The 15,692-nt window shown below is 73.4% G+C and carries 18 protein-coding genes; 5 read left to right on the forward strand and 13 right to left on the reverse strand.

Going from position 1 to position 15,692, the window contains the following annotated elements; all coding sequences use genetic code 11:
• Window positions 1-59: 59 nt before the first annotated feature.
• The 4 genes from ABT026_RS07940 to ABT026_RS07955 all read left to right on the forward strand — a co-directional run bounded on the left by ABT026_RS07940 (window position 60) and on the right by ABT026_RS07955 (window position 5,409).
• Window positions 60-650, forward strand: coding sequence for a TetR/AcrR family transcriptional regulator (locus ABT026_RS07940; protein ID WP_351113230.1), 591 nt, complete (start codon window positions 60-62; stop codon window positions 648-650).
• Between the two features lie 31 nt (window positions 651-681).
• Complete coding sequence (locus ABT026_RS07945) at window positions 682-1,824, forward strand: acyl-CoA dehydrogenase family protein (protein ID WP_351113231.1); 1,143 nt, start codon at window positions 682-684, stop codon at window positions 1,822-1,824.
• 15 nt (window positions 1,825-1,839) lie between these two features.
• Window positions 1,840-2,817, forward strand: coding sequence for an NAD(P)H-dependent flavin oxidoreductase (locus ABT026_RS07950; RefSeq protein WP_351113232.1), 978 nt, complete (start codon window positions 1,840-1,842; stop codon window positions 2,815-2,817).
• 258 nt (window positions 2,818-3,075) lie between these two features.
• Window positions 3,076-5,409, forward strand: coding sequence for a rhamnogalacturonan lyase family protein (locus tag ABT026_RS07955; RefSeq protein ID WP_351113233.1), 2,334 nt, complete (start codon window positions 3,076-3,078; stop codon window positions 5,407-5,409).
• A 77-nt stretch (window positions 5,410-5,486) separates the two neighbouring features.
• On the opposite strand, the gene ABT026_RS07960 is transcribed toward ABT026_RS07955, so the two are convergent.
• Together ABT026_RS07960 and ABT026_RS07965 are read right to left on the reverse strand one after the other, a co-directional pair.
• A complete protein-coding gene (locus tag ABT026_RS07960) occupies window positions 5,487-6,746 on the reverse strand; it encodes an MFS transporter (RefSeq protein WP_351113234.1) in 1,260 nt (419 codons plus the stop codon).
• Window positions 6,747-7,061: 315 nt separating this feature from the next.
• On the reverse strand, window positions 7,062-8,291 hold the full coding sequence (locus ABT026_RS07965; RefSeq protein WP_351113235.1) for a right-handed parallel beta-helix repeat-containing protein: 1,230 nt from the start codon (window positions 8,289-8,291) through the stop codon (window positions 7,062-7,064).
• A gap of 268 nt (window positions 8,292-8,559) precedes the next feature.
• Here ABT026_RS07965 and ABT026_RS07970 point away from each other — a divergent pair, with 268 nt between their 5' ends.
• Window positions 8,560-9,306 carry an AfsR/SARP family transcriptional regulator gene (locus ABT026_RS07970; protein WP_351113236.1) on the forward strand — a complete coding sequence of 249 codons (747 nt, stop codon included), beginning with the start codon at window positions 8,560-8,562 and terminating at the stop codon, window positions 9,304-9,306.
• Here ABT026_RS07970 and ABT026_RS07975 read toward each other — a convergent pair.
• The 11 genes from ABT026_RS07975 to gvpO form a co-directional block, all read right to left on the reverse strand.
• On the reverse strand, window positions 9,254-9,820 hold the full coding sequence (locus tag ABT026_RS07975) for a peptidoglycan DD-metalloendopeptidase family protein (protein WP_351113237.1): 567 nt from the start codon (window positions 9,818-9,820) through the stop codon (window positions 9,254-9,256). The genes ABT026_RS07970 and ABT026_RS07975 overlap by 53 nt on opposite strands.
• Before the next feature lie 117 nt (window positions 9,821-9,937).
• Window positions 9,938-10,225 carry a gas vesicle protein K gene (locus ABT026_RS07980; RefSeq protein WP_351113238.1) on the reverse strand — a complete coding sequence of 96 codons (288 nt, stop codon included), beginning with the start codon at window positions 10,223-10,225 and terminating at the stop codon, window positions 9,938-9,940.
• 7 nt (window positions 10,226-10,232) lie between these two features.
• A complete protein-coding gene (locus ABT026_RS07985; protein ID WP_502967920.1) occupies window positions 10,233-10,484 on the reverse strand; it encodes a gas vesicle protein in 252 nt (83 codons plus the stop codon).
• A complete protein-coding gene (locus ABT026_RS07990; RefSeq protein ID WP_351113239.1) occupies window positions 10,481-11,311 on the reverse strand; it encodes a GvpL/GvpF family gas vesicle protein in 831 nt (276 codons plus the stop codon). Before ABT026_RS07990 ends, ABT026_RS07985 begins: the two co-directional genes overlap by 4 nt.
• Complete coding sequence (gene gvpJ, locus ABT026_RS07995) at window positions 11,308-11,706, reverse strand: gas vesicle protein GvpJ (RefSeq protein WP_351113338.1); 399 nt, start codon at window positions 11,704-11,706, stop codon at window positions 11,308-11,310. The genes ABT026_RS07990 and gvpJ (ABT026_RS07995) overlap by 4 nt, the downstream gene beginning before the upstream one ends.
• Before the next feature lie 5 nt (window positions 11,707-11,711).
• Complete coding sequence (locus ABT026_RS08000; RefSeq protein WP_351113240.1) at window positions 11,712-12,857, reverse strand: SRPBCC family protein; 1,146 nt, start codon at window positions 12,855-12,857, stop codon at window positions 11,712-11,714.
• A 5-nt stretch (window positions 12,858-12,862) separates the two neighbouring features.
• Window positions 12,863-13,561 (reverse strand): hypothetical protein, encoded by a 699-nt coding sequence (locus ABT026_RS08005; protein WP_351113241.1) that lies wholly within the window; start codon window positions 13,559-13,561, stop codon window positions 12,863-12,865.
• The gene (locus tag ABT026_RS08010; RefSeq protein ID WP_351113242.1) at window positions 13,558-13,845 is read right to left on the reverse strand and encodes a gas vesicle protein GvpG; all 288 of its coding nucleotides are present in this window, start codon (window positions 13,843-13,845) and stop codon (window positions 13,558-13,560) included. Before ABT026_RS08010 ends, ABT026_RS08005 begins: the two co-directional genes overlap by 4 nt.
• Before the next feature lie 4 nt (window positions 13,846-13,849).
• The gene (locus tag ABT026_RS08015) at window positions 13,850-14,704 is read right to left on the reverse strand and encodes a GvpL/GvpF family gas vesicle protein (RefSeq protein WP_351113243.1); all 855 of its coding nucleotides are present in this window, start codon (window positions 14,702-14,704) and stop codon (window positions 13,850-13,852) included.
• A 2-nt stretch (window positions 14,705-14,706) separates the two neighbouring features.
• Window positions 14,707-15,294: a gas vesicle protein GvpJ gene (gene gvpJ, locus ABT026_RS08020; protein WP_351113244.1), complete on the reverse strand. Its 588-nt coding sequence runs from the start codon at window positions 15,292-15,294 to the stop codon at window positions 14,707-14,709.
• A gap of 30 nt (window positions 15,295-15,324) precedes the next feature.
• Window positions 15,325-15,651, reverse strand: coding sequence for a gas vesicle protein GvpO (gvpO, locus tag ABT026_RS08025; protein WP_351113245.1), 327 nt, complete (start codon window positions 15,649-15,651; stop codon window positions 15,325-15,327).
• Between the last annotated feature and the right edge of the window lie 41 nt (window positions 15,652-15,692).

Below are 15,692 nucleotides of genomic sequence, written 5' to 3' on the forward strand. Positions count from 1 at the left end.
GCGGACCGACGAGAGGGATGGACGCCATGGGCGGTCAGCGCCAGGTACAACGACGCAGGATGGATCCGGACGCCCGCAGGGCGGAGATCCTCGCCGTCGCCCGCAGGCTCTTCGGGGCCAGCAGCTACGCCACGGTGTCCACCTCGGACATCGCGGCCGAGGCCGGGGTGGCACGGGCGCTGATCAACCACTACTTCGGCGGGAAGCGGCAGCTGTACCTGGAGGTGGTGCGCCAGATGATGGTGATCCCCGCCTCCGTCTCCGAGCGGCTGCCGCCCACCACCGCCGAGGAGCGGGTCTCCATCTGCGTGGACCGGTGGCTCGAGGTCGTCGAGCGCAACCGGGACATGTGGCTCTCCGCGATCGGCCTGGAGGCCCTCGGCAACGACCCCGAGATCGACCAGATCATGCTCGAGGCCGACGAGATCGCCACCGACCGGGTCCTCGAGGCCGCCATGATGACCGACGTCGTCGAGGGACGGCAGAAGCTCCGGGCGATGATCCGCGCCCACGGCGGCATGCTCAAGGCCGCCTCCCGCGAGTGGCTGGTGCGCTCCACGCTCAGCCGCAGCGACCTGCACGTGATGCTGACCCGCACCGTGCTGCATCTCGTGAACACGGTCTTCCCGGCCGTGCGGGACGACGAGTGACCGAACCGCCTCTCAAGGAGGAAGCACCCCCATGCCCCGAGTCCTGACTGACGAGCGCCGCGACCTGGTCAAGGCGATAGGCGACTTCTGCCGCCGCGAGTGCGGCACCAAGGAGCAGCGCGACAAGCTCACCGCGAACGGCCAGGAACCGCACAACCAGCGGCTGTACGAGAAGATGGCCGGCCTCGGCTGGCTCGGCATCGCCCTCCCCGAGGAGTACGGCGGCGCCGGCCAGGGCATGGTCGACCTCTGTCTCTTCCTGGAGGAGACCGCCTACGGGCGCGCCCCCATCAGCGGCTTCGGCACCACCGTCATCACCGCGGCCGCCTACGAGAAGTTCGGAACCGAGGAGCAGAAGCGCGTCATCCTCGAAGGGGTGGTGCGCGGCCGGGTCGAGGCCGTCTCGATGTCCGAGCCCGGCGCCGGCTCCGACGTGGGCGCGCTCACCTGCCGCGCCGAGCGCGTCGACGGCGGCTACCTGGTCAACGGCCAGAAGACCTGGTGCTCCAACGCCCACTTCGCCGACCACATCCTGCTCATCGCCCGCACCTCGCAGGAGGACTCCAAGCACCAGGGCCTCACCCAGTTCATGGTGCCCACCGACGCCGAGGGCCTGCGGATCAGCGGCATCGAGACGATGGGCGGCAAGGAGGTCAACGACCTCTGGTTCACCGACTGCTTCCTCCCCGACTCCGCCGTCGTCGGCACGGTCGGCCAGGCCTGGGGCCAGCTGATGGCCGGCCTCAACCTGGAACGGATGATCCTCGCCGCGATGATGCTGGGCGTCGCCCGCCGCGCCTTCGACGACACCCTCGACTACGTGCGTCAGCGCGAGCAGTTCGGGCGGCCGATCGGCTCCTTCCAGGCCCTCAAGCACCGCATCGCCGACATGGCCACCGAACTCGAGTGCGCCCGGCTGCTGCTGGACGACACCGCCGCCGCGATCGACGCCGCACCGGGCCGCGTCTTCGCCCGCGAGGCGTCCATGGCCAAGCTCAAGTGCACCGAACTCGCCAAGCACATCGCCCTGGAGGGCATGCAGATGCTCGGCGGCTACGGCTACGCCACCGAGTACGGCATGGAAGGACTGCTGCGCCAGACCGTCGTCTCCACGGTGTACGGCGGCACCAGCGAGATCCAGCGGGACATCATCGGCAAGACCTACGGACTGTAGGCGGCGGGGGCGGCGATGCTGAGGACACGCTTCACCGAGATGTTCGGGGTGCGGCACCCCATCGTGCAGGGCGGGATGCAGTGGGTGGGCAGGGCGGAGCTGGTCTCCGCCGTCGCGGAGGCGGGCGCCCTCGGCTTCCTCACCGCGCTCACCCAGCCCACGCCCGAGGCGCTGGTGCGGGAGATCGCGCGCTGCCGCGAGATGACCGACCAGCCCTTCGGGGTCAACCTGACGATCCTGCCGGCGATCAGCCCGCCTCCGTACGACGAGTACCGCCGGGCGATCGTCGAGTCCGGGGTGCGGATCGTCGAGACGGCCGGCGCGAGCCCCGAGGAGCACCTCCCGGACCTGCACGCGCACGGCGTCAAGGTCCTGCACAAGTGCACCAGCGTCCGGCACGCGGTGAAGGCCGAGCGCGTCGGCGTGGACGCGGTGAGCATCGACGGCTTCGAGTGTGCCGGCCACCCCGGCGAGGACGACGTCCCGGGCCTGGTCCTGATCCCGGCCGCCGCCCGCCGGCTGAGCGTCCCGGTGATCGCCTCCGGCGGCTTCACCGACGGGGCCGGACTGGTCGCGGCGCTCGCGCTGGGCGCGGAGGGCGTCACCATGGGCACCCGCTTCCTGTGCACCGAGGAGGCTCCGGTGCACCGGCGGGTCAAGGAGCGGATCGTCGAGGCCGGCGAACTCGACACCGAGCTGATCTTCCGTCCGCTGGGCAACACCGCCCGGGTGGCGAGCAACACGGTCAGCCGCAAGGTGGTCGACGTGCTCGCCGAGGGCGGCCGGTTCCCGGACGTCCGGGACCTGGTGGCCGGTGCGCGGGGACGCAGGGTGTTCGAGGAGGGCGACCTGGAAGCGGGCATCTGGAGCGCCGGTCTCGCCCAGGCCCTGATCGACGACATCCCCACGGTCCGCCGGCTCGTCCAGCGCATCGTGGCGGAGGCGGAGGACCTGATCACCGGCCGCCTCGCCGAGGCGCGACGGGCCTACTGACCGCACCGGCCCGTGCGGGGAGCGGAGGGGAGGCCCGGTGCCGCGGGCCCTCCTCCGCCGTACGGCAGCCGCCCCACCCGTCCGGTCCGAAACTTTCGCGCCAACCAGGTCCCGGCCGTTGACGGCGGCGGCGGTGTCTGGGTTGATGGTCCCCGACTTCCTGGGAGCGCTCCCATGTCTGTTCCGGGGCGCGGGGGCGGCTCCCGTCTTCCCCCCATGTCTTCCGGAGGACCAGTGAGAACGAAGACTCCCAGAGGTGTGTCCTTACGCCCGGCCGCGGTCCTGACCGCCGGCGCCCTCGTCGCGGGCGCCGCGATCTGGGCCACGCAGCTGTCGGCCGGCGCCGCCGAGGCGGCGGGCGGCTGCCGGGTGAACTACTCCGTCACCAACGCCTGGCAGGGCGGGTTCGGCGCCAACGTCGAGATCACCAACCTCGGCGACCCGGTCACCGCGTGGTCGCTGCGGTGGACGATGGCCGGCGGCGAGGCGGTGACCCAGGCCTGGGGCGCCGACGTGACCCTCGGCAGCTCCGAGGTGACGGCGAAGAACCTGAGCTACAACGGGTCGGTCGCCTCCGGCGCCACCGTGAGCTTCGGCTTCAACGGCTCGCTGTCCGGCTCGGCGACGCCGGTGGTGCCGACCTCGTTCACCCTCAACGGCACGGTCTGCGACGGCTCCACGACGAGCGGCGGCACCAGCTCGGGGACCACGTCCGGCTCGACGTCGGGCTCCACCACCGGTTCCACCACCGGCTCCACCACGTCCGGCACCACCTCGGGGTCGACCTCCGGGTCCACGAGCGGGAGCACCACCGGCGGTTCGACGGGCGGACCCACGGCGCCCGCCGGCCAGGGCCGGCAGGTCGAGAAGCTCGACCGGGGCGTCGTCTCGGTGCGCAGCGGCACCGGCAACCTGGTGTCCTGGCGCTGGCTGGCCACCGACCCCGGGAACGTGGCGTTCAACGTGTACCGCGACGGGACGAAGGTGAACTCCTCCCCGCTGACCGGCGCCACGAACCTCCTCGACGGCGGTGCGTCCGCGAGCGCCTCGTACACCGTGCGGGCCGTGGTGGACGGCGCCGAGCAGGCCGCCTCCCCGGCCTCCCTCGCCCTCGCGAGCGGCTACCGCGACGTGCCGATCTCACCCCCGCCGGGCGGCTCGAACGCGAGCGGCTCCTACACCTACGAGGCCAACGACACCAGCGCCGGCGACCTCGACGGCGACGGCCGCTACGAGTTCGTCGTCAAGTGGACCCCGACCGACGCCAAGGACAACTCCCAGTCCGGGTACACCGGCAACACGATCGTCGACGCGTACAAGCTCGACGGCACCCGCATGTGGCGCATCGACCTCGGCCGCAACATCCGCTCCGGCGCCCACTACACGCAGTTCCAGGTCTACGACGGCGACGGCAGAGCCGAGGTGGCGATGAAGACCGCCGACGGCACCGTCGACGGAGCCGGCAAGGTGATCGGCAGCGCGAGCGCGGACCACCGCAACTCCTCCGGCTACGTCCTGGCAGGCCCGGAGTACCTGACGATCTTCGACGGGCAGAGCGGCGCGGCCCTGCAGACGGTGAACTACGAGCCGCCGCGCGGCACGGTCTCCTCGTGGGGCGACAACTACGGCAACCGCGTGGACCGTTTCCTCGCCGGCACCGCCTACCTCGACGGGCAGCGGCCCTCCCTCGTCATGGCCCGCGGCTACTACACCCGCACCGTCGTCACCGCCTGGGACTGGCGCGACGGCAAGCTCACCCGGCGCTGGACCTTCGACAGCAACGCGAGCGGCAACAGTTCCTACGCCGGTCAGGGCAACCACCAGCTCTCGGTCGCCGACGTGGACGCCGACGGCAAGGACGAGATCGTCTACGGCGCCATGACCCTGGACGACACCGGCCGCGGCCTGTGGAACACCGGACAGGGTCACGGCGACGCGCTGCACGTCGGCGACCTCGACCCGTCCCACGCGGGTCTCGAGGTGTTCAAGGTCGACGAGGACGGCAGCAAGTACGCCGACTGGGTCGCCGACGCCCGCACCGGCCAGATCCTGTGGAGCCACGCCTCCTGCGGCTGCGACAACGGCCGCGGCGTCTCGGCCGACATCCACGCCGGCAGCCCCGGCGCGGAGTCCTGGTCCTCGGCGGTCTCCGGCCTGTCCGACGCCAAGGGGCGCAATATCGGCCGCAAGCCGTCCTCCAGCAACTTCGTGATCTGGTGGGACGGCGACCCGGTGCGCGAACTCCTCGACGGCACCCACATCGACAAGTACGGCACCAGCTCCGACACCCGCCTGCTGACCGCCTCCGGCGTCCACTCCAACAACGGCACCAAGGCCAACCCGGCGCTCACCGCCGACCTGTTCGGCGACTGGCGCGAGGAGGCGGTCTGGCCCACCACCGACAACCGTGCCCTGCGCGTCTACTCGTCACCGAACGAGACCAGCCGGCGCATCACCACCCTGATGCACGACACCCAGTACCGGGTGGCGGTGGCCTGGCAGAACACCGCCTACAACCAGCCCCCGCACCCGAGCTTCTTCCTCGGCGACGGCATGCCCACCGCGCCGCGGCCCTCGGTGTACACGCCGTGACGGCCTGAGCGCCCGATCTCGTGCGTCCCGCCGGGCGACCGGCGGGACGCACGACGGCTGTGCCGTCCCGTTCCCGCTCAGGCGCCCCGCGCCACCGGGCCGGGCTCCCCGGCCCGGTCCGGCGACGGGGCCGACACCGCCGGTCGCCGCAGCCCGGGGAGGGCGGCCAGGGCCGCGGTCAGCGCGGGCAGGGCGGCCAGGGCGAAGCACACCCGCAGCGGGAAGCCGCCCAGCAGCAGGCCGACCCCGGCCGCCCCGCACGAGGACCCCGCGTTGCAGGCGCTGTTCACCCAGGCGCCGGCCCGGACCCGGCCCGCCGGGTCCGCGCTCTCGTCGGCGGCCAGGTAGGCGGTCGCCAGGGCCGGCGACACGCACAGCCCGACCAGCGCGACCCCCGCCGTCAGGGCGAGCAGCCCGGGAGCCAGCCCGGCGAGGGCCAGCGACACGGCGAGGGCGAGGGCGAACAGCGGCAGGCGCGCCCGGCCCGGCAGCCGCCAGGTACGGGCGCCGTACACGATGCCGCCGACCGTGCTGCCGACGGCGGTGGCCGCCTCCAGCCACGACACGGCGGCGAGACGGCCGTGGTGCTCGGCGGACGCGACGACCAGCAGGTTGAGCGCGCCCAGGGTGAAGCCGACGGCGGCGGCCACCACCACCGGATCCCTGGGCACGGAGGCCCGGACCTGCCCGGCGGCCGCGGCCGCCCGGCCCGTGGGCCCGTCGTCCGGCCGGTCCACCGCGGGCCCGAGCACCATCGCAGCCGTTCCGCCGAGCACGAGCACCGCGGACGCGGCCACACCGGCCGCCGCGTTGCCCAGGACGATGAACAGGCCCGCCACCAACGGGCCCAGCACGTACAGCAGTTCCTCACACACCGTGTCCAGGGAGAAGGCCCGCTGCCGCAGCTCCGGCCGCTTCGCGAACGTCTCGCTCCACAGGGCCCGCATGACGGGCCCGAGCGGCGGGGCGCAGGCCCCCGCGGACAGGGTGAGGGCGAGCAGGGCCCACTGCGGGGCCCCCGGCCGCCAGGCCGTCAGACTCAGGCACCCCAGCAGGGCGGAGTACACGGCGGCCATGGGCAGCAGGACGCGCCGCCGGCCGAACCGGTCGACCAGACCGGCGCGCACCGGCGCGAGGAACACGGTGGCCAGACCGAACAGGGCGATCGCGGTGCCGGCCCAGGCGTAGGAGCCGGCGGCCCGGGTGAGCGTGACCATCAGGGCCACGAAGAGGACGCCGTAGGAGAACCGCCCCACCAGGGCGGCGGCGAAGACCCGCGCCATGTGAGGTTCGCGCAGGACGGAGACGTAGGACGGGCGGGAAACGGACGCAGACATGAAGAAGCCCCTCGTGCGGTGACGGATGACGCCCGCGGGATCGAGGCGGGCGGACGCGCGAAAGGCCGGGACCACGAGGTGGCCCGGCCGCTCGAAGGGCGTCTACGCACGGGGGAGGGACATGGCGCTCACGCTAACAGGCGCCGCACGGGGTGCGCCGCCGTATGGGGGCGAGGAGTCGACGACGCAGCGGGCGAGCCGCGTCGCCTTCATGGCGCGCGGTCCGCCCGCGTCGGCCTCGTCGGCACGGGGGACCGGTTCCTCGATGCTCCGCACCGCGCGGATACCGGCCCCCGGGGAACGGTCCCGTCCCGGTCAGCAGACCGACTGGCTGCTGTTGACCAGCGTGTTGTTGCGGAAGGTCGTGTTCGTCCCGCAAGGGCTCTCGCGGATCGCCGAGTTGGTGACGGTGAGGTTCTGGATCCAGATGTCGGAGTTGTTCGGGAACTCCGTGCGCGCGGCGAGGCGGATCTCGCCGCCGCCGCTGACCGTGCCGCTCTGCGCGGCGAGGGTCACGTTGTAACAGTTCTCGATCAGCACCGCGTTGTTGCCCGTGTCGGAGATGGTCACCCGGTCGATGACCGCGCCGCCGCTCTCCGAGACGCAGAACACGCCGCGTCCGCCGCCGCGGGCGACCACCTCGCCCACCCGGATGTTGGTGGGGTACGAACTGCCCACCCGGCCGTTGCGGTTGGCCATCCGGAAGGCCGCGTACCCGGTGCCGGTCCCCGCGTTCTCCGCGTCCACCTTGGTCACCGTGGCGTTGATCGTCTGGTTGAGCAGCAGGCCCGACTCGCCGACGTTGCGCGCGGTGACGGTGCCGACGGTCAGGCCGTCCACGCCGTAGGTCTCCACGGCGTGGCTGGAGGCGCCCGAGACGTACACGTTGTCGATGCGGACGTTGCGGGTCCACTGGCTGGTGTCGCCCCGGTTGTCGATGCGCACGCCCAGGCCGGAGGAGAGCCGCATGTCGATCTGGCCGAGCACCACGTTCTGCACGTTGCGCAGGAAGATGCCGTAGAGCGGGGTCCCGGTGACGTTGAGGTGCTGGACCTCCACGTCCCGGGTGCCGCGCGAGTACACCGGCGCCTGGTCGCCCGAGCCGCTGCCGGTGACGTTGATGGTGCCGCAGACGTCCAGGGCGGTGTAACTGGGCAGCGAGATGCGCGAGCCCGCCGACATGGAGCCCGAACCGCGGACCACCACCCGCTCCTTGTACGTCCGGCCCGCGGTCAGGCTGCCCACCGCCGCCTGCACCGCGGAGCGCAGGTCGGAGCCGGTGTAGACCGTCGTGGAGCCGCGCCGCGCCGTCCAGGTGGAGCCGCTGAGCACGGCCTCGGCCTGGTACGCGCCGTCCCCGCAGGCCGCTGCCGCCGAGACCGCCGCGGTGAGCTCGGCGGGAGTCCCCTCCTCGGGCGAGGCCAGCGCGGCCGCGGTGGTGGTGAGGGCCAGCGCGGCGGCGGCGAGGGCGCCCACGCGCCGGCGCTCGGGGCCGTGTCTGCCCAGCAGCGCGGCGAATAAGGGGAGTTCTGATCGGCGTCCCATGAGGCGAGTCTCCGCTCGGGTCGTCGAACCGGCACGGGGGGAACCGGTTCGTTCACTTGTGGGGATCGTGAGTCTGCTGACGGCACCGGCACACCGTCAATGGGCTCTTGAGCCAGGCCGCCCTGTGCGGACGCGACACGTCCTGTTCCGTTCGCGCCCGCGTCGTTACGCTGCCCCGGTCACGGATGAGCCGGGGGCGGGGCATGGGGGCGAAGTGATGAGGGAGCCGACGTTCGGCATATTGGGCCCGTTGCAGATCAGAGGCCCGATGACACGCGGATTCGTCCCGCTCGGCGGGCCCAAGCCGCGGGCGGTGCTGGCCACGCTCCTGCTGCGGCCCGGGGAGTTCGTCTCGCTGGACACTTTGACCGAAGTCCTGTGGCCCTCCCGGCCGCCCCGGTCGGCCGTCGCCAACCTTCGCACCTATATACGCGCGTTGCGCGCGGCGCTGGCCACGGCCGGTGTGGACCACGGAGGGCTGCGCACCCGCCACGGCGGCTACGTCCTGGAGGTTCCCGCCCTCGAGCACGACCTGCTGCTCTTCGAACGCCGTCTCCACCGGGCGCGCACCGCCCGGGACGTGGGCCGGCACGCCGCCGCCCTGCGCGGCTACGAGTCGGCGCTGGGGCTGTGGCGCGGCGATGTGCTGCAGGACCTGCCGGGCAGCGTGCTGTGGGACCCGGTGCTGACCCGACTGGGCCAGCTGCGGGCCGTCGCCCTCGACGAGTGCCTGCGCCAGCGGTTGTGCGTCGGGGACCTGGGCACGCTCGTCGCCGAGCTGCGCGCCCGGATCGCCGCCGACCCGCTGCGGGAGGACCTGTGGCAGCTGCTGGTGCGCGCCCTGGACGGCGCCGGCCGGACCGCGGAGGCGGGCGCCGCCTACGCCGAGGCCCGGCGGCTGCTCGCCGCCGAGCTCGGCGTGGTGCCCGGGGCCGCCCTCCGGGCGGCGGGGGAGGCCCTGTTCAGCAGCCGTTCGTGCTGGTCTGGTAGCGCACCAGGTAGTCGCTCCAGGTGACGCCCTGGACGACGGCGACGACCACCGACCCGTCGTGGATCTGCTCGTAGTGCGGGTGCGGGGAGAGGGAGTACAGCGCCGAGGTGGCCCCGACCGTGCCGATCCGCTGCCCCCGGGTCACCGTGTCGCCGACCTGCACGTCGCGGCTCTGCAGGTGCGCGTAGCGGGTCCGCCAGCCGTCGCCGTGACCGATCACCACCGTGTTGCCGTAGCCGGTGTCGGTGGCGTAGTACGACGAGAGGACGGTCCCGCCCGCGCTGGCCAGGACCCGGCGGCCCAGATCGTCGGGGTTGCCCGCGGCGTCGTAGTGGTTCCAGTCGATGGAGTGGGACGGGCTGTGGCCGTCCCAGTTGCTGCCGCGCCAGCTCTGGTCGCAGACGAACGGCATACGGAACGCCGGCCGGCCGGCGTCCGCCGCCGCGGAAGCCGGGGCGGCCTGGAGCAGCGCGGTGAGCATCGTCAGCCCCGCCAGTGCCGCCGGCACGGAGCGCGCGGTGAGTCTTCGTCCCGCCATGGATCCTCCCAAGTCGTGGGGGTGATCCGGCGATTGAAGGGGGCGCGCATACAAAGGGCATACAAGAGACCGCCCGGGCGGTCGGAGCGCGGCCGGGGCGAGGTCAGAGCAGGGAGGTCAGAGCAGGGAGCCCAGCGGTCCCAGGTCGAGGTTGAGGTCGTCGCGGCTGAGGCCGTGCTGGGCGCAGAGGTCGTCCATGCGCTGCTCCAGCAGCATCAGGGCGGTGCCCAGGCGGTCCTCCTGCTCGGGCGTGAGGGTGCCCTCCTCGAAGCGGCGGATCGCCTGCTTCTCCATGAGCTGCCGCAGCAGTTCGACGACGGTGAGGACGAGTTCGGCCAGGCCGTCGGCGACCCGCTCGGGGTCGAGGTCGAGGGTGCCGTCGCGGGGGAGGGGAGCGGGGTTCACGGGAGCCTCACAGGGGACCGCTGTCGGCCCAGGGGGAGGGGACCCGGGCGGAGACGGACGAGAGCAGGGCGCGCAGGGACAGCCGCACCAGCGGGACGTCGGCGATGGCGATGACCAGGTCGCCGCTGATCACCACGCCGGTGGCGAGCACCCGGTCCAGGAGGTCGACCAGGGGCAGGCCGATCGGCGCGTAGGGCTCGTCCCCGTCCCAGGGGACGGTGGGCGGGAGACCGTCCTCCCGCGCGTCGGGAAGGATCACGGTGCTCCCGCCCCCGCCGTGGCGGCCGGCTGTTCCATGCGGGCGAACGAGTAGGGGACCCACGGCCCCGACCAGCTGATGTCCACCTCGCGCAGCCGCTCGTCGGCGCGCAGCCGCTCCAGCGCGGCGGTGAACTCCCCGCGCCGGGCGTCGTCGACCAGGTAGGCCGCGTTGAGCAGCTGCGGGGCCTTGACGCCGGTCAGCTGCTCGCTCTGCGGGCGGTGGGAGGCCGCGTCCACGGCGTACGCCCGCAGCGCCCGGTCGACGGTCAGGGCGACCGCCCGGGCCGTCTCGTGCCGGTCCCGCCGCACGCGCTGGCGGGCGCTCGCCCGGCTGAGGTAGCTCCGGCCGCCCCCCGCACCCCCGGCGGACGGCTCGGGGGAGCCGGGGGCGGGGGCGGTCGTCTCCCGGGCCGAGGCGTGCACCTTGACCGCCCACTCGGTGCGGCCGGACAGCCGCGCGAAGAGTGCCAGGACCGACTCCTGACGGGAGGCCACCGCCGTCACCGCGTTGCCGTCGCTCAGGTAGACCGTGGCCAGCGGCAGCGGCACGACCGGCCCGTAGGGCGCGGCCGCCGCGACCCCGCGGTGGTGGGCGAGGGCGCACCGCTCCAGCTCCTCCGGTCGCTCGAGCCGCTCGCTCAGCGCCTGCTCCCGGAAGTCGCGGGCGGGCACGTCCTGCACCACGAGGACCACCTCCCCCGCCTCCAGGGTGCGCAGCGGGCCGCCCCCGGGGTGCCCGGGGACGGTGGAGAGCGCCTCCCCGGGCGGGCGGGAGGCACACAGGGCGAACAGGTACGTGACGGTGCCGGTGTCGCTGCTGCTCATCGGGTGGGCGTCTCCGGTTGCATGTGCGTGTGCGAGGGCGTGTGCGTGGGTGTGCCGGTGTCGCGTGCGGGCTCGCCGTCGAGGCGGCGTTCCAGGGCCGCCAGGCGTTCGCGCAGCGTCTCGTTCTCCTCGGCGAGGGCGTCGCGGGCGGCCCGCGAGGACATCGCGGGGTCGGTCTCCCACCAGTCGATGCCCGCGCGCTTCGCCGTGTCGACGGAGGCGATGAACAGCCGCAGACGGATCGTCAGGAGCTCGATGTCCAGCAGGTCGATCTTGATGTCGCCCGCGATGACGACGCCCTTGTCGAGGATGCGCTCCAGCAGGTCGGCGAGGGTGCTGTTGTTGGGTCCCGGGAGGTAGACCGTCGCGTCCGCGGGATCGACCCAGTCGGTCACCTCCGTCACGACGCTCCCTGCTTGCTGCGGCCACGGCCACGGCGCCGCCGGGGCGGTTCCTCCTCCTCCGGTTCGGGCTCCTCGTCGTCGGTGTCGTCCTCGTCCTCGTACGCGGCCTCTTCGCCCTCGTCGGCGTCCTCGTCGTCGAGGTCCTCCTCGTCCGCGTACTCGTCGTCGTCCTCCGCGTCCTCGTCCTCGTCCGGCTCCTCGGCCTCGTCGCCGTAGGGCTCGTCGTCGAGCGAGTCGTCCGCCTCGTCCTCGCGGCCCTCCTCCTCCTCGCGGGCGTTCTCCTCGTCCTCCATCGCCTCCTCGTGGCTGCGGACCACCTCGCCCTCGCGGATCTCGCCGCGCCAGCCCTCCAGCTCCTCGTCGCCGTGGAGGGTGACGTGGCGGGCGAAGTGCTTGAGGTCCAGGCGCAGCCGGCGGCCCTGGGCGCGCCACAGGTTGCCGGTCTTCTCGAAGAAGCCCGCCGGGAAGTACTCCACCACCAGCACGATGCGGGTCAGGCGCGGGGCGAGTTCGTGGAAGGTGACCGCGCCGCGGGTGGAGCCCTTGGCGCCCTCGGAGGACCACACGATCCGGTCGTCCGGGATCTGCTCCTGGACGGTGGCCTTCCAGCTGCGGCTGGAGGGACCGACCTTCAGGTTCCAGTCGGAGGTGATCTCGTCCTTCTGGCTCACCCCACGGACGCCCTTGGTGAAGCCGCTGAACTCCTCGAACTGCGTCCACTGGTCGTAGGCCGTGCGCAGCGGGACGGCCACGTCGAGGATCTCGACGATGTTGGTGGACTTGCCGCCGCCCCCGCCGCCCTTGCCTCCGCCGCCCCCGCCCCCGCCGCCCGTCAGCTTGTCCTTGACGTTGTCCTTCATGCCCTTGACCTTCTCGGAGAGCATGACCTTCGCCGGGTTCTCCCCCTTGACCATCCGTCCGGCGATGCGGCCCAGGCCGCCGGCCTTCTCGGCCTTGTCGCCCAGACCGAGACCGTCCGCCGAGTCGAGGAGCCGCTCGGTCACCCCGCTGAGCCGGTCGCCCGCCTTCGACACCAGGCTGCTGCCCAGCGCTCCGAGCAACTCGCCGAAGGCATCCTTCAGTTCGTCGATCGGCAGCCCTTCGTCCCGGCCGCCGCCGCGTTCCTGTCGTCCGTTCGCCATGCCGTTCACTTCCCTCGCCGAGAGCCGGAGCCGGAGCGGGACGCCGAGCCGGATCCGGCCGCCGTCTTCTTCTTCACCGCCGCGTTCGCCACCGCCGGGCCGGTCGAGGCCGCGCGGCGCACCGTCGCCCTGCGCGCACTGCCGCGACTGGCCGCGGAGTTGCGCAGGCCCGCCGAGCCGGCGGAGGTCCGCCGGGGCCTGCTCCGGCCGGCGGCGGGCGCGTCGTCCTCCTCGCCGTCCTCCTCCTCGTCGTCCTCGTCCACGTCCTCGTCACGGTCCTCGCCGGACGGCCCCTCGTCGTACGCGTCGTCCTCGTCGTAGGCGTCGTCCGCGTCGTGGCGGTCGTCGGCGTCGTCGTCCTCGCGGTCGTCGTCCTCGCGGTCGTCGGCCGTCCCGGAGAGGCGTTCGCCGCGGTCACGCAGCGAGTCGCTGAGGTCGAGGAGCTTGCGGCGGGCGGCCGCGGTGACCGCGGCGCGGCCGGCGTTCAGCACCTCGTGACGCATCTGGTCGGTGAGGTCCTGGAACTGCGGGGTCTCCCGCAGCTTGGTCAGGCCCTGGGTGGCGAGCTGGGTGGGCGACAGGCTGAAGCGCCGCCCCGCCAGGTAGGTGCCGACGGCCAGGGCCAGCTTGGCCTTCTTCGTCCGGCCGAGGAGGTATCCACCGGCGACGGCCGCGGCCATCGCCGCCTTGCAGTTCTGGTTCATCGAAGTCCCTCGGGAGTACGGGTGCGGGCGCCGGTGGCGGGCCGGCCGCCCACGCGGCGGACAGGGTTCTCCAGCAGCCTCAGAAGGCGGTCCTCCTCCTTCTCGAAAGCCGCCTCGTCGATCTCGCCCTCGTCCAGGGCGCGGTGCAGTGCCGCCAGCCGCGCCTGCACCAGACGCGGGTCGCGGGCCTGGCGCTCGGCCTCGCGGGCCAGTTGGTCGGCGATCCAGACGGTTCCGCGGACCGGGGCGAAGGGCAGCAGCAGGATCTCGGTGAACAGCCCCACGCCCCTACCTCCTGGTCCCGGTACCGGCGGCGGCGGGCCTGGCGGGCCCGGCCCCGGCGGGGCGCGCGCCGCCCGCCGCCGGTCCCGCCGTGGTCGGGGCGTCGACGAAGCTGTAGCAGGGCAGCGGCCCCGTCAGGCTGAGCGCGAGCCGCGTGCCCTGACGGCGGGCCTGCTCCTCGACGGCCTTCCGGAAACGCTGCTCGGCCTCGGCCGGCACCAGGAACGAGGCGCTCAGCACGACCGTGTCGTCCACCTCGCCCCGCGCCGTGCGGCGGGCCAACGGGGTCAGCCGGTCCAGCACCTCGCGGGCGGCGTGCCGTGCCTCCCGGGTGACCGCGCGGGCCAGCGCCTCGCCCAGGCGGACGTTGGCGTCGTAGTCGGGGCGGCGGCGGGTGCGCCGGGCCAGCTCGCGCAGCTTCTCGTCCCGGCGGACCAGGTCCTCGAAGCAGCCGGGCACCGTGTGCCCCTTCACGTTCATCTCGACGCAGCCCCGGATCCGCTCCAGCTGCGTCTCGAACTGCGGCCGCTGCTCGCGGAGATAGGACCCCAGCGTGTCCTCGTCCTGGGCGAGGACGGCGAACCGCATGGGCAGGACGGGGCCCTGCCCGGACAGCTCGTCGAGCACCGCCTGGTGCGCCGCGAGGTGGCGGCGGCGGGCCCGGATCTCGGCCGGGGCCGAGGACACCGCCGCGCACAGGGGGCCGGAGGTCAGCAGCCGGACGGCCGCGCCGTCCACGCCCGCGGCGCGGGGCGCCCGGACCCCGGCCGGCGCGATCCCGTAGACGTACAGGGAGCCGGTGGTGACCGGCGCCGCCGAGGGGGCGCCGCCGGACAGGACGGCGGAAGGAGCGGTGGCCACGGTCAGTCCTCCGAACGGCGGCGCGCGCGGGGCCGGTCGCGGTCCCGGTCGCGGTCGCGGTCGCGCCCACGGTCCCGGGCGGCCCCGGCCGGTCGGCGGCGGTCGTCGTCGGTGCGGCGGCGGCGCTGCGGCCGGGGCCTCTCCTCGTACTCCTCCTCGCCGAGGTCCTCGTCCGTGGCGCCCTCGGCGTGGTCCGCGTACTCGGCGTCCTCGTCGTCCCGGGTGTCCGTGCCGAGCACGCCGCGCACCTTGTCGCCCAGGGAGCGGCCCGCCTTGCGGGCGCCCGCCCTGACGACCGTCTTGCCCATCGCCCCGCCGCCGCCGAAGAGCTCCGGCACGGTCTTGCTGCGGGAGGTCCGCTCCAGGTCGAGGCGGTTGCAGGCCTCGGCGAACCGCAGATAGGTGTCGACGCTCGCCACGACGATGCGGGCGTCGATCTTTATGATCTCGATGCCGACCAGGGACACCCGGACGAACACGTCGATGACCATGCCGCGGTCGAGGATCAGGTCGAGGACGTCGTACAGAGTGCCCGCGCGCGGCACGCAGGCCAGTTCGTCGGCGTACGGGGACGGAGTCACGACGGTCATGGGTGTTCCTTCCGGGAGGGATGCGGCCGCCTACTGGTCGGCGCCCCCGCGCCGGTAGCGAGCGGTGCGGCAGTACTGGACCATCCGGCCGTCGGCGTCCAGTTCCACCTCGTAGGTCGCGAGCAGGCTGGTGGTGTCGGGGATACGGGCCAGTTCCAGGACGTCGAGGACGACGCTCCAGCCGCCCTCCTCGCTCCTGCGGACCGCCGACACGCCCTCCTGCGGATGGTGGACGAGTGCCGCGAGTTCGTCGGCGGCGCACCGCGCCGCGTCCGCCGCGGTGCGGACCTTGCGCTCCCGGGGAGCGCGCCTGGTGGCCGTGGCCGAGGCGCGTCGCCGCTCACCGTTGTCTGCCATGGGACAACTCTTGCCGCACGACGCGCTCCGGCGCGTGCGCA

This window comes from Streptomyces sp. NPDC002734, from assembly GCF_040295685.1.
In the GTDB taxonomy this organism is placed as follows: domain Bacteria; phylum Actinomycetota; class Actinomycetes; order Streptomycetales; family Streptomycetaceae; genus Streptomyces.